The organism is Nocardia sp. NPDC058058 (assembly GCF_042885355.1).
GTDB lineage: Bacteria > Actinomycetota > Actinomycetes > Mycobacteriales > Mycobacteriaceae > Nocardia.
In genome coordinates this window covers 1,121,999-1,135,128 of sequence record NZ_JBHVSA010000004.1, presented here as the reverse complement: position 1 = coordinate 1,135,128, position 13,130 = coordinate 1,121,999, and the positions used below count along the sequence as shown (strand labels likewise).

Here is a 13,130-nt window from a genome sequence, read left to right as displayed (position 1 = left end):
CGGGAACAACTCGCCGATGACACCCACGCCATCCACGATAGCCCGCGCGGCGCGGGCGCTCCGGAATCAGTGCGCACCGCTCATTGCTCGGCGCTGCCCAGGGCGCGCATGAGCTGATCCTCGGTGATCGGCGGCACCGGCAGCGGATGGGCCGCGGCCGCGCGCAGACCGTCGAAGACCAACGCGAGATGGCGACGCCAGGCATCGGGGGCCAGCGTCCCGGTGGCCTCGACTATCCGGGTGTGCGCCCAGGTGATGAAGGCGATGTCCTCGAGCACCCAGTCCGCGCGCAGCACTCCGGCTCGCTGTGCGCGCGTGATGATTTCGCGCATCCGGTGATGCCCGTCCTCGCGGGCGCGCGCGATGGCCGCGCTCGGGGCGGCACGGACGGCGAGTTCATTGAGCAGCCGGTCGCCCGCCTGGAGTTCGCACACCCGCTCCACCAGATAGGTGAACGACTCCCAGGGGTCCTCGATCTGTAAGGCGCGCTCGGCGATTCGGCCGCCCGCTTCGATGCGGTCCTCGACGGCGGCGGCGATCAGATCGTCGCGGGTGGGGAATCGGTTGTAGAGGGTGCCGATGGCGACGCCCGCGCGGGCGGCGACGTCTTTGAGCGGTGCGTCCAGACCGCGTTCGGCGAAGACCTCGCGGGCCGCGGTCACCAGGGCGTCGCGATTGCGGCGGGCATCCAGGCGCAGCGGCTTGTTCGAGGACATTCGCCGATCCTACAAATTCGGGGTGCGAAATATGTTGAGCATGGGTTCAACTTAAGCTAGCGTCACGCGCATAACTTGAACCTACGCTCAACTTAGTGAGGCGTCATGAGCAAGACCATCGCGATATTCGGCTACGGACCGGGGCTCGGCGTCGGGACTGGACGGCGATTCGGGCGGGAGGGTTTCCGGGTCGCGGTCATCGGGCGCAAACCCGAGAAAGCCGAACAGCACGCCGCGGACCTGCGCGCGGAGGGCATCGAGGCGGCCGCGTTCCCGGCGGATGTCACCGACGCGGATCAGCTCGACAAGGCCATCGCCGCGATCGGGGAGACCTTCGGCGAGATCGATGTGGCCATGCACGGCGCGGCCGGGGAGATGAGCGATCGGGTCCCGAGCACCCTGGAATTGGATGTGCCCGGACTGCGCGTTCCGCTCGCGCTGAAACTGCATTCGCCGATTCTCATGACCCGCGCGCTCGCCCCGGCCATGATCGAACGCGGCGCGGGCACGCTGCTGTACTCCTCCGGATCCTCACCGCACGCGTCGCAGCCGTACCTGTCGAATTTCGGTGTGGCGCTTGCCGCTCAGCGCGGTTACGTCCATCAGCTCGCCGATGAACTCCGGGGCACCGGCGTCTACGCGGGAGTCCTGAATATCGGCGTGCTGATCGGCGACAGCCGCGCCGAGGAGATCGTGGACAACCATCCCGAATTGGTTCCGGCCGGGGTGGAGATCGCCCGCATGACCAATACCGAACTGGGCGAACACTATTGGCGCATGTACACCGAGCGGGACAGCGTGGAGATCGACGTCGGTTTCTAACTGCCGAACATGCGGGACTTCAACTCCCGCTCGGCCTGGCGCAGGCTCGCGTCCAGATCCAGCCAGGTGCGCTGACGCGGGGTCTGACCCTCGCCCATCCCGGTCATGACGAAGGTGAACACACCCCGCAGTACCTGCCGCCGCCTGCCCGGCGAGTGCACGGCCAGGGTCATGGCGATGACCATCCCGACCCGGGTGACCGTGAAAGTGGCATCGCCGTCATGCCGTCCGGCGGTGAATTGCCGCGGCCGCGCGGTGATCTCGACCCAATCGACGCTGGTGCGCGGAATTCGCTCGCTCAGCATCTCGGTGAGCCACTGCCGGATCATGACCGGCGGATCGAAGCCGAGCTGACCCAGCCAGGTGGCATCGTCCGGCAGTAGCGTGAAATCGTCCGCGCACCATTGGCTGATGCGCGGGCCGTCCGCTAGGGCTGTTCTCATACTCACGCGCTCCCCTCTCTCGTGAGTGTCTGTGCAAGCGGGGCTCGCCGCAACCGGTTTGGGCTAATCGGTTGCGGCGGGGGCGAAAACGCCCCGGGTCAGCGTGGTCATGATGGCGTCGACGAGTTCGTGGCGCGGGGTGGTCTCCTGTTTGGCGGCCTCCCACGCGGCGTAGAGCAGCGCCCAGAAGGTGCGCCGCTGCCACGACAGCGGCAGGGTTGCCCCGGTGGTCTCGCCGACGCGAATCAGGATGGCGTCCACCGCGTTCTCGCTGTGCGCGAGTTCGGCCCACAGGTCGGTGTCACCGGCGAGGGCGGGTTCGGAGTAGACGAACAGCAGGATCGGGCCGAGATCGAATTGCCCTTCCACCACCCGGCGTAGCGCGGCGAGCGGGGTGCCGCCGCGGGGTTCGGCGCGCTCGATGGCCTCGGTGCTCAGATCGGTGACGTGCCGGGCCAGGGCGCGCAGCAGATCGAGTCGTTCCGGGAAGTAGCGGTGCAGGGTGGTGCGGCCGACATCGGCGGCGGTGGCGATCTGGCCGAGCGAGGCCGCCGGGGTGGTGACGAGTACCTCGGCCGCCGCGTCCAGGATGGCCGCGCGGGTGCGGGCGCGAACTCCGGTCCTGGCGGCTCCGGTGCCGGTGGCGGCGGGTGTGGCGGGCATATTCGGAACGGTATCAGCAGGGTCCCGAACAGAGCATGTCTTGACTCTAATGGAACATGTGTGTTCCATTAGAGTTATGCAGAGTACCGAAATCTCCATTCCAGCGACCGGGCGCGCACAGCATTTGATGCTGCTGTGGTCGTTCGTGCGCCCGCACCGGGGACGGTTGCTGCTCGCACTCTGCCTCGGCTTCGGCTATACGGCCGCGGCGCTGGCCACTCCCCTGGCCACCAAATGGATCCTCGACTCGGTGGGCGCGGACAGCTCACTGCTGCAACCGATCTCGCTGCTGCTCGGACTGCTCGTCATCGGCGCGGGCTTCGGGCTCGCGGAATGGATTCTGCTCGGCCGCATCGCCGAGCACATCGTGCTGGACGCGCGGGCATCGCTGGTGCGCAGGTTCTTTCGCGGTGTGCTGCCAGATCTGCAATTCCGGCCGCCGGGTGAGTTGGTCACCCGGGTCACCTCCGACACCCTGCTGTTGCGCGAGGCGGCGTCATCGAGCCTGATCTATCTCATCAACGGGGCGATCTCGCTGGTGGGCACGCTGATTCTGATGGCGGTGCTGGATGTGCCGCTGCTGCTGTGCACGCTGGTGGCGGTGCTCGTCATCGCCGTGCTCGCGGGCTGGCTCATGCCGGCCATCGCCGTCGCACAGCGGCAGGCGCAGGAATCGGTCGGACGGCTCGGCGGCGTACTCGAGGGCGGGTTGCGCGCGGTGCGCACCGTGAAGTCCAGTGGTTCCGAGGAGCGCGAGAGCCGCCGGGTGATCGCGCACGCCGAGGATTCGGCCGGGCACGCGGTGCGGGCGGTGCGCATCGAGGCGATCGCCTGGACGGTCGCGGGCAGTGGAATCCAGTTGGCCATCATCGTGATCCTGGCCTACGGCGCGTGGCGGGTGCACGCGGGCGCGATCCCCGTCTCGACGCTGGTGGCCTTCCTGCTGTACGCGTTCGGACTGGTGGAGCCGGTGAGCGAGATGACGCGGCAGCTGGCGCAATTGCAATCCGGCGTGGCCGCGGCCGCTCGATTGCGGGAAGCGGAAACCATTCGCACCGAGGACGTTTCGGCGGGGCATACGGCGGCTACCGGCTCCTTCGGCACCAATGTGCTTACCTTCGAAGATGTTTCGGTGACGTACTCGGGCGCGGATCGTGCCGCGGTCGCGGGGCTGACCGCCGTGGTACCTCGTCGGGGGCATACCGCCATCGTCGGCCCGTCCGGTGCGGGCAAGACCACCCTCTTCTCACTCATGCTGCGTTTCCATGAACCGGACAGCGGCCGAATCACCTTGGACGGCAAGGACTACAGCGACCTGCGCATCGATTCGGTGCGCTCGCGCATCGGCTATGTCGAACAGGAGACCCCGCTGCTGACCGGCACCATTCGGGAGAACGTGCTGTATCGCCATCCGGACGCCACCGATACCGAGGCGTGGGCGGCGCTGTACGCGGTCGGCCTGGCCGAAACCGTGCGCCGGTTGCCCGGCGGGCTGGACGAACCGGTGGCGCAGACCAGCCTGTCCGGCGGTCAGCGCCAGCGCATCGCACTGGCCCGCGCGATCGTGCGGCGACCCGAGATACTGCTGCTGGACGAGGCCACCGCACAGCTGGATGGGCGCACCGAAGCGGCGGTGCAGCAGGTCATTCGGGATATCGCCCGGGACAGCGCGGTAGTGACCATCGCGCACCGGCTGTCCACCGTCATCGACGCGGATACCATCTGGCTGTTGGAGGACGGTGCGCTGCGCGCCGCCGGAACCCACCGCGAGCTGTATGCCGGGGATGAACTGTACCGCGAACTCGTTGCCGCACTGCGGATTTCCGCTCCGACGCCGGTGACCTGATATCGGCAGGGCCGATGCGTCCACGACATCCGCCGCATCGGTTATCCGGGACGCGCTTCGGGCCCAGCGGTAATCCGCTGGGCCCGAAGTGTTTCGAGGTGCTGTCGAATCAGGCGACCGCGACGAACTCCTGCTGTGCGGCGACCGCCGCGGCGGGGCGGCGCAGCACGGTGACGCTGATGGCCAGGGCCGCGACCAGCACGCCGGTGGCGATCATGAAGGCCAGGCGGTATCCGTCGGTCAGCGCGGCGGCCTCGGCGGCCCCGGCGGCGAGGCGATCACCGGTGCGGGAGGCGGCCAGGGTGGAGAGCACCGCAACGCCGAAGGCCATGCCAACCTGCTGGGTGGTGTTGAACAGACCCGAGGCCAATCCGGCGTCATCGGCGCGGGCGGCGGACATGCCCAGGTTGGTCAGCGCGGGCAGCACCAGCCCGCCACCGGCGATCAACACCATCATGGGGAGCAGATCGGTGACGTAGGAGGCGTGCACCGGAAGCCTTGTCAGCCAGGCCATTCCGGCCAGCAGCAGCACCAGTCCGGAGATCAGCACGGCGCGCTCACCGAAGCGGGTGATCAGGCGAGCCGAGACGAACAGCGAGACACCGCCGATGGCGACCGCGGCGGGCAGCATGGCCAGACCGGTCTGCAGCGCGGTGTAGCCGAGAACCCGCTGCATGTACAGCGCGACGATGATCTGGAAGGCGAACATGGCGGCCAGGGTGAGCATCTGCACCACATTCGCGCCGGACACATTGCGGGAGCGGAAGATACGCAGCGGCAGCAGCGGAGTGGCGGCGGTGCGCTGGCGAATCACGAAGGCGGTCAACAGGATCAGCGACAGTGCGCCCAGGCCCAGGGTGTGCACCGACAGCCAGCTGTACTCCTCGATCTTGACCACGGTGTAGATGCCCAGCATGAGTCCGCCGGTCACCAGCAGTGCGCCCAGCGCGTCGGCTCCGGCGGCCAGACCCAGTCCGCGATCGGCGGGCAGCGCCTTGACGGCCAGTGCGACGGTCAGCACCCCGATCGGGACATTGATCAGGAAGATCCAGTGCCAGTTCAGCGCATCGGTGAGCACACCGCCCAGCACCTGGCCGATGGACGCGCCCGCCGCACCGGTGAAACTGAAGATGCCGATGGCCCTTGCCCGTTCGGTCTTCTCGGTGAACATGGTGACCAGGATGCCGAGCACCACCGCCGCGGCGATCGCACTGCCGACGCCCTGCAGGAACCGCGCCGCGATCAGCACGGCCGGGCTGGTGGCCGCGCCCGCCAGCAGCGAGGCGGCGGTGAAGACGATATTGCCGGTCAGGAACATCGTCTTGCGGCCGATCAGATCACCGAAGCGGCCCGCCAACAGCAGCAGCCCGCCGAAGGCGATCAGGTACGCGTTGACGGTCCAGCTCAACCCGGCGGGCGTGAAGCCCAGATCCTGCTGAATCGCGGGCATCGCCACGGTCACGATGCTGCCGTCGAGGATGGTCATCAGCGTCGCGGCGGACAGCACCGCGAGGGCCAGATTTTTGGACGCAGTCATGATCTTCTCCTGTTCGAACCAACAAGAGAGACCGTACTAGATAGTTCCGTTGCAGACAATCTCTAACGGACTCTTTTTGTGAAGTAGCAGGTCACTGCCGTGCGCGACGTGCCGTTGACGCCTCCGCCGTCGTCGAAAGATGCCCTTCCACCAAATGATTCAGCGCCTTCACCAGAGCCTCCCGCTCCCCCTTGGGCAGCGAACCGAGCGCGTCCCGATGCACCCCGTCCACAATCTCCTGACTGCGCGCGGCCAACTTCGCCCCCTTCGGAGTGACCGCGATGATCCTCGCCCGCCGATCGGTACTCGACGCCTTCCGCTCCGCCAGCCCCGCCTTTTCCAGCGCATCGACGGTGACCACCATCGTGGTCTTATCCATATCCCCCAACTCCGCCAACTGCGCCTGCGTCCGCTCCTCCTCAAGCGCATGCACCAGCACGCAATGCATCCGCGCCGTCAACCCGATCTCAGCCAGCGCCGCGGACATCTGCGTCCGCAGCACGTGACTGGTCCGATCCAACAGAAACGACAGGTCACGTTCGGTACGCACGGGCGCGAGAGCAGTCATACCGCAAAGTATAGTTTCGTAGCGGATAATCCGCATTCAGCCACATACGGCTACCTGGCGGCCGCCCGCGCTCTGCGCTGTGCCGTGAGGTCGGCATAGCGGGCGGGCGTGAAGTCACCCAGGTACTCGGTCACCAGGTTACGGGTGCGCCGGGTCGGCACCTCCATATCGGTGAGCAGATCGTCGATGTGGTGAATCAGGTGCGGGCCGACGTAGAAGCCCCAGGCGCGGGCCGGGAATTCCTCGGCCAGCCAGGTGCGTACCCGGGTTATCTCGGCATCCATCTCATCGACAGTGGGCAGTTTCAGTTCATCGGCGAACACCTGCGACAGCCAGTGCGCGGAGATCTCGGAGGTGAGCTGACACGCCGTCGAGGACGCGTAACCGATGAATCCCAGGCGCGGTTCGGTGGGCGGCAGGATATGCCTATAGAGTCGGAATCCACTGTCCTGCAGCAGCTCCGAGGTGATGTCAGCCGTCAGGAACGGTAGCGTCTGACGCCAGCCGGTCGCGAACAGCACGATATCGGCGTCCAGCCGTTCACCGTCCGTCAGGCGCACCTCGGTGTCCGGTCCGAAAGAGTCGATCATGGTGCGGCGCAGACTGATTCGCCCACTCCGGGCCAGCGGATAGAACTCCGAGGTGAATCCGGCGTTCTCCAGGCCGCGCGGCAGGCGCTGCTCCGGGACCAGGACGGACGGCATGCGCAACAGCGTGCGCAAGACCAGTTCGATTGCGCGCCAGAATATCCGAGGCAGCACGCGGCCGCGTCCGTGCAGAAATCGCTCGACCCGGTTGCGCCGGTGGTAGGGCATGAACAGCTCGGCCATCCGGCCCAGCAGGACCTGGTCGGCCGGGGTGCGGCCCGGAAACCAGCGCGGAGCCATCCAGTGCGGTGTGCGGAATACCAGGGTGCAGTCCCGTGCGTGCTCGGCGGCCCAGGCGGCGCAGTCCAGCGCGGACTTTCCGGCTCCGACGACGATGACCCGTTTGCCCGCGAATACTGCCGGGTAGGTCGCCTCGCTCGAATGCAGCACGGTCCCGGCGAAGCGCTCGCGGCCCGCGATATTCGGCATCTCGGGCTCGGAGTAGGTGCCGGTGCAGACCACCACGAAATCGGCGGGCAGCTCGGCCGGACCGTCCGGGCCGACGACGGTGACCGTGAAGCCGGTCGCGTGCCGGGCCACCTCGGTCACCCGGGTCGAGAGGCGAATCACCGGTTCGAGCTCGAACCGGGCGGCATAGGAGGCCAGGTATTCGCGCACCTGGGCGGCCGTGGGGAACATGTCCGCGCTCGGACCGTACGGGTGATCGGCGAACGCATACGTGTCGCGAGAGTTGTTGGTGCGCAGTCCCGGATAGGTGCGTGACGCTGTCCAGACCCCGCCGATCTCGGGTTCCTGTTCCAGTACGTGAACGTCGAATCCGTCCTCGCGCAGCACTTTTGCCGTCACCAGACCCGAGATTCCGGCCCCGATCACGACAACCCGCTTGCATTCGACCATTACGCCAGCCCCCTCGCGCCGAAAGACCTCCCGATGCTAGCCCGTGCGGGCGGTATCGGGAGGTGCGATCGGGGAGCGGTCAGCTGGCCTTGGGGCGATCCCGGTAGAACCAGTCGTCGAGGGAGAAGTCGTCGCGGATCTTCTTCTGGTCGACCAGGAATTTCTTGGTTCCGGTGAGCAGGGTGATGCCCTGGGGGGAGAAGAGGTCGTCGGGGATGGTGTCGATGCGGGCGGTGGCGCGGACTACGGCCTCGGGGGCTTTGGATTGGGTGACTTCGTAGTTCACGTAGTCGGTGAAGTGGTCGCGGGAGTATTTGTTGGCGTCGTTCAGGATCGCCTGCCAGGTGGGGCCGAAGTCCCTGTGGGTGTCCAGGAAGTCCTGGCTGCTGACCGCGGAGCTGGTACCGGCCAGGGTGGGGTGGTTGTCGCGGACCGAGTCGACGAGGTGGAATCCCTTGGCCAGGAAGGCCTGTAGCGATGCGGACGGGTTCACATCCGGCAGGGCTACCGCCGCGACGTCACCGCCGTTGAGGGGCGCCTCGGCGTCGGTGGCGAGCAGGTGGATCAGCTGCGCGGAGATGCCTTCGGCTTGGAGCGCGCCCTGTAGGTAGCGGTCGATGTAGGAGCCGAGTTGGACGCCGACCTTCTTGCCCGCCAGATCCTTCAGGGTGCGAATGGCCGGATCCTTGGCGACCACACCGGCATTGTAGTTCACCGAATTGATCCCCAGCAGACGGGTTTTCAGGCCGCTGCCGCGCGCCACCAGTGCGGGGGTGTCACCGTAGCTGGCCACATCGAGTCGGCCGCCGACCAGGGCCTGATTCAGGTCCGGGCCGTTGGGGAAGCTGTAGACCTCGATATTGTCCACGCCGAAGGGCTTCAACGCGGGCAACACGACGCCGCGCTGATGGGCGAACCCGAGGGTTCCGGTCAGCACATTGCCGCTGCCGATGACGCCGATGCGGAGGGTTTTGATTTCGGTGCGGGTGGCCGAACTGTCGGCGCCCGAACCGCAGCCGGACAGCACCAGTGCGAGTGCGGCCACGGCGGCGGGAACGAGCTTTCTCAGGTTGCGCATGAAGAACTTTCGTGACGATCAGGGTTCGGAGTGCAGCGCTGTCAGTTCGGACAGACGCGGCGGTGGAGCGCCGTGGGGCAGGCGCGGGCCGATGGCGACCAGGCTGCCGGGCTTGCGGCCCTGACCCCAGCCGATCTCACGGCGGTAGCGGCCGAGCTGTTCCTCGGGAATCGCCGTGGGGTCGGGCAGCGGGGTCACTTCCGGGGACACGTAGAGGGCGTCGGTCGGGCAGTACGCCTCGCACATGAAACAGGTCTGGCAGTCCGATTGCCGTGCGATGAGCGGGATTCCGCTCTCGGTGCGATCGAAGACATTGGTGGGGCAGACATCGACGCACTTATCGCAGCCGATGCAATCGTTGGCGCGGACGAGCTCGATCATCAGGCCACCGCCGCGCTCGCGCCGACGGGTTCGGACGCAGAGGTCCACACCTCGTGCAGACCACCGGAAAGAATGTGGTGGTGCTGCGCGGGATCGAGATCGGGATGATCCGAGCGCTTGCTCATACCGCGAGTCTCGGTGCGGGACAATGCGGATCGGTACATGAGGCGACCGACGGCGGTGATGGCGGCGGCTTGGCGGGCGCGTACCCGCTCATCGCCGGTGGCATCACCACCCAGGCCGCGCTCGGCACGCTCCCAGAGCGCATCCAGTTCGGCCAGCGCGGGGGCGATGCGATCGCCGTGCCGCATCAGATTCTTCTCGAACGGGATCAGCTCCGCCTGGGCGGCCGCGACAATCTCGTCCGCCGATACGGATTCCGAAGTGTCAGGCCGCAATCCGACCTGTCCGGCACCGCGCAGTGCGGCGTGAGCGGGTCGTGAGTCGCGCGCGAATTCCGCCGCACCCCGGCCCGCCCAACTGCCCGAGGACATGGCCCACGCCGAATTATGGCTGCCACCACCGGTGAAGCCGCCGCAGATGCGTTCGCGGGTGGCCGCGTCACCGGCCGCATAGAGACCCGGAACCGTTGTGGCGCAATTGTCGTCGACGATATCGATGCCGCCGGTGCCGCGCACGGTGCCCTCGGCGAGCAGGTCCACCTCGAATCGATCGGTGAACGGGTCGATACCGCGCCGGTCGAATTGCAGGAAGAAGTTCGGCTGACCCAGCCGCATCTGCGCCTGCACGGTGGCGTCGGCACGATCCAGCTGCGCGAATACCTTCTCCGACAGCAGGGTTCGCGCGATCACCGAGCGGCCCTTGGTGGAGCCCGCACCCTCGACCACGCGGCCGTCCTCGTGGAAGAAGGTGGCGTAGCCGTAGTAGGCGGTCTTGGTGATGGTCGAACCCTTGGGCACGATGGCGTAGGCGTTGGAGAACTCCATACCGGAGAAGCGCGCACCCACCTCGGCGGCCATGAGCGCGCCGTCGCCGGTGTTCACATTGGTCCCCAGCGCCCGGGACAGGAAGGCACAGCCGCCGCTGGCCAGCACCACCGCGCCCGCCGCGATGCGGTAGTCGCGGTCGGCCTGCCGCTGATAGACGGCCGCGCCGCGCACCACACCGTCGGCATCGACCAGAAGTTCCAGTGCCGGTGAGTGATCCAGGATGGTGACCCCGGCACGCTTCACCCAGGCGCGCATGCGGCGCATGTATTCGGGACCCTGTACGCCGGTGCGCATTTGCTCGCCGGTGCTCTCGTTCACCGGGAACGGGTAGCGGCCCTCCACCGCGAGCCGGTTCATATTCGCGTAGGTCTGATCCAGGACCCGATCCATCCAGTAGTGGTCGGCCAGGTGCCCGCCGAGCGTTTCGCGGCTCGCCTTGGCATTGGCGCGGGCGGTCGCCTCGGGCGCCACGTACCAGACGCCGGTGCCGGAAGGCGCTGTGGCGCCGCTGGTTCCGCAGTAGCCCTTGTCCACCAGCGTCACCTCCGCGCCCGCCTCGCGCGCGTGGATGGCGGCCCAGCAGGCGGCGGGTCCGCCGCCGATCACCAGCACATCGGTACTCAACTGCCAGGTTTCACTCATGGTCGGCTCCTGTCGGTGCTTCGGGGTCGACGCCGAGTGCGAGCAGCAGGCGGCGGCGGAGTTCGGAGAAGGTGGGGTCGAGCACCGAACGCGGTCGCGCCACGGTGATTTCGAAGGATTCGGCGATGCGGCCGTCGCGCAGGACGAGGGCACGATCGGCGAGCAGCAGCGCCTCTTCCACATCGTGGGTGACCAGTAGCACCGCCTGGCGGTGCTGGGTCCACAGGCGGGCGACTAGCGCTTGGGCCTTGAGGCGGGTCAGCGCGTCGAGTGCGCCGAAAGGCTCGTCCAGCAGTAGCAATTCGGGATTGCGGACCAGGGCTCGGGCCAGGGCCACGCGCTGCGCCTCGCCGCCGGAGAGGGTGGCGGGCCAGACATCGGCCTTGGCCGCCAGGCCGACTTCCTCCAGGGCGGTGATGGCCCGCGCCTTGGTGGCGCGATTGACGCCGAGTACGACGTTGCGCCACACCGACATCCAGGGAATCAGCCGATGTTCTTGGAACACAATGGCTTTGGACGCAGGGGCCGCGAAAGATCCGGTGAATCCGCGGTCGAGCCCGCCGAGTCCGCGCAGCAGGGTGCTCTTACCGGATCCGCTCGCGCCGAGCAGCGCGACGAATTCGCCCGGCGCGATATCCAGGTCGACGCCGTCGAGCACGGTGCGCCCGGCGAAGACTCGGCGCGCGCCGCGAATGCGTACCGCGGTGCCAATGGTGGTGGTCATCTACGCTCCCTCGAATCCGGTTCGCCAAGAAAGGAATCGGCGCTCCAGCACCCGTACGAACAGATCGGTGAGCAGGCCCAGCACGGCATAGATCACCAGCACCAGGAAGATCTGATCGGTGCGCAGGAACTCCTTGGCGTCATTCATCAGGAAGCCGAGTCCGACCGGGGTCGTCTGCATCTCCGCGACCACGAGCGTCAGCCAGCCCAGCCCCAGCGCCTGCCGGAGTCCAACCAGAATCTGCGGCAGCGCGCCCGGCAGAATGATCTTCGAGGTCAGCTGTAACCGATTGAGCCCCAGCGATTCCGCCGCCTCGACCAGACGAGTGTCCACTCCTCGAATCCCGGCCAACACGTTCAAATAGATCGGAAAGATCGGCGCGACGATGATCAGCGCGATCTTGAACTCATCCCCGATCCCGAACCAGATGATGAACACCGGCACCAACGCCAGCGTCGGCAACATCCGCATCGCCTGTAGCGGCCCGTTCACCAAATCTTCCGCTATGCGGAACAACCCGGCCGCCGCCCCCAACACCAGCCCGATCACGATCCCGATCGACAGCCCCACCGCCACCCGCCGCGACGAGGCCGCCAAATGCTCCCACAACTCCCCCGAGACAATCAGCTCCCGCCCAGCCTCGATCACCTCGGTGGGCGCGGGCGTCGTAGCCCCCAGCCACCCCCGAGCCCCCAACTGCCACAGCACCAGTACCAGCACCAACCCCGAAGACTTCCGCGCCACCGACACCAACCTGCGCATGACTACGCGAGCCGTGGACGGCTCGGACGCCGCCGTATCGGAAGGGAAAATCTCGGGCTCAACAGCCGGGCGAAGGCCGGAACCGACCGCCACCGCCAATCCAGGCGGGTCCAATTGCACAGTCATCGGACACGTTCCTCACGGGTGAGTAGGTGCCCGAAACCGTAAGTTCCCCAACCCTTCCCCCTGAACGTTTCAGATCAGACCGATTCTGAACCCCCCACTTCTTTCCACGATGTGGAAAGCCCCTTGCACAATCCCCACCCGTCAGCGACCCGGCTACTGCGGACCAAATGATCGGCACTATGCGCTACGCCCACCTGGCCGACATCGAGGAAGGCCTCCGCCACCTACCCAAGTCAACGAACACATCCACCCCGCACTTCAACGGACTCCTCACCCACTACCTTGACAACGGCTGGCACCGCAAGCTTCGAGTACACCGAACCAACGCCTGAATCGACTACAGCTAAGTCCAATCTGAAGAGCGGCA

At 66.9% G+C, this 13,130-nt stretch carries 13 protein-coding genes; 2 read left to right on the top strand and 11 right to left on the bottom strand.

The genetic code is table 11. The annotated features are described in order from the left end of the window. Positions 1 to 80: 80 nt before the first annotated feature. Positions 81 to 716 carry a TetR/AcrR family transcriptional regulator gene (locus ACFVUS_RS36270; protein WP_387777280.1) on the bottom strand — a complete coding sequence of 212 codons (636 nt, stop codon included), beginning with the start codon at positions 714 to 716 and terminating at the stop codon, positions 81 to 83. A 105-nt stretch (positions 717 to 821) separates the two neighbouring features. On the opposite strand from ACFVUS_RS36270, the gene ACFVUS_RS36265 reads away from it, so the two are divergent. Further along, positions 822 to 1,538 carry an SDR family NAD(P)-dependent oxidoreductase gene (locus tag ACFVUS_RS36265; protein WP_387777278.1) on the top strand — a complete coding sequence of 239 codons (717 nt, stop codon included), beginning with the start codon at positions 822 to 824 and terminating at the stop codon, positions 1,536 to 1,538. Here the strand turns inward: ACFVUS_RS36265 and ACFVUS_RS36260 are convergent. Next, a complete protein-coding gene (locus ACFVUS_RS36260; protein WP_387777275.1) occupies positions 1,535 to 1,981 on the bottom strand; it encodes a hypothetical protein in 447 nt (148 codons plus the stop codon). The genes ACFVUS_RS36265 and ACFVUS_RS36260 overlap by 4 nt on opposite strands. Positions 1,982 to 2,044: 63 nt before the next feature. Beyond that, positions 2,045 to 2,644 carry a TetR/AcrR family transcriptional regulator gene (locus tag ACFVUS_RS36255; RefSeq protein WP_387777272.1) on the bottom strand — a complete coding sequence of 200 codons (600 nt, stop codon included), beginning with the start codon at positions 2,642 to 2,644 and terminating at the stop codon, positions 2,045 to 2,047. Between the two features lie 76 nt (positions 2,645 to 2,720). Here ACFVUS_RS36255 and ACFVUS_RS36250 point away from each other — a divergent pair, with 76 nt between their 5' ends. Continuing rightward, positions 2,721 to 4,490 carry an ABC transporter ATP-binding protein gene (locus ACFVUS_RS36250; RefSeq protein ID WP_387777269.1) on the top strand — a complete coding sequence of 590 codons (1,770 nt, stop codon included), beginning with the start codon at positions 2,721 to 2,723 and terminating at the stop codon, positions 4,488 to 4,490. 109 nt (positions 4,491 to 4,599) lie between these two features. On the opposite strand, the gene ACFVUS_RS36245 is transcribed toward ACFVUS_RS36250, so the two are convergent. The 8 genes from ACFVUS_RS36245 to ACFVUS_RS36210 all read right to left on the bottom strand — a co-directional run bounded on the left by ACFVUS_RS36245 (position 4,600) and on the right by ACFVUS_RS36210 (position 12,637). Continuing rightward, complete coding sequence (locus tag ACFVUS_RS36245) at positions 4,600 to 6,027, bottom strand: MFS transporter (RefSeq protein WP_387777266.1); 1,428 nt, start codon at positions 6,025 to 6,027, stop codon at positions 4,600 to 4,602. Positions 6,028 to 6,118: 91 nt separating this feature from the next. Next, positions 6,119 to 6,595, bottom strand: coding sequence for a MarR family winged helix-turn-helix transcriptional regulator (locus ACFVUS_RS36240; protein WP_387777263.1), 477 nt, complete (start codon positions 6,593 to 6,595; stop codon positions 6,119 to 6,121). 50 nt (positions 6,596 to 6,645) lie between these two features. Next, positions 6,646 to 8,100 (bottom strand): flavin-containing monooxygenase, encoded by a 1,455-nt coding sequence (locus tag ACFVUS_RS36235; RefSeq protein WP_387777260.1) that lies wholly within the window; start codon positions 8,098 to 8,100, stop codon positions 6,646 to 6,648. A gap of 79 nt (positions 8,101 to 8,179) precedes the next feature. Next, positions 8,180 to 9,178, bottom strand: a complete 999-nt coding sequence (locus ACFVUS_RS36230) for an ABC transporter substrate-binding protein (RefSeq protein WP_387777257.1) — start codon at positions 9,176 to 9,178, stop codon at positions 8,180 to 8,182. 18 nt (positions 9,179 to 9,196) lie between these two features. Beyond that, entirely contained in the window at positions 9,197 to 9,559 is a 363-nt protein-coding gene (locus ACFVUS_RS36225) for a 4Fe-4S dicluster domain-containing protein (protein ID WP_387777254.1), read from the bottom strand. Next, a complete protein-coding gene (locus tag ACFVUS_RS36220; RefSeq protein WP_387777251.1) occupies positions 9,559 to 11,151 on the bottom strand; it encodes an FAD-dependent oxidoreductase in 1,593 nt (530 codons plus the stop codon). Before ACFVUS_RS36220 ends, ACFVUS_RS36225 begins: the two co-directional genes overlap by 1 nt. Beyond that, positions 11,144 to 11,875 (bottom strand): ABC transporter ATP-binding protein, encoded by a 732-nt coding sequence (locus tag ACFVUS_RS36215; protein ID WP_387777248.1) that lies wholly within the window; start codon positions 11,873 to 11,875, stop codon positions 11,144 to 11,146. The genes ACFVUS_RS36220 and ACFVUS_RS36215 overlap by 8 nt, the downstream gene beginning before the upstream one ends. After that, entirely contained in the window at positions 11,876 to 12,637 is a 762-nt protein-coding gene (locus tag ACFVUS_RS36210) for an ABC transporter permease (RefSeq protein WP_387778541.1), read from the bottom strand. Positions 12,638 to 13,130 lie beyond the last annotated feature (493 nt).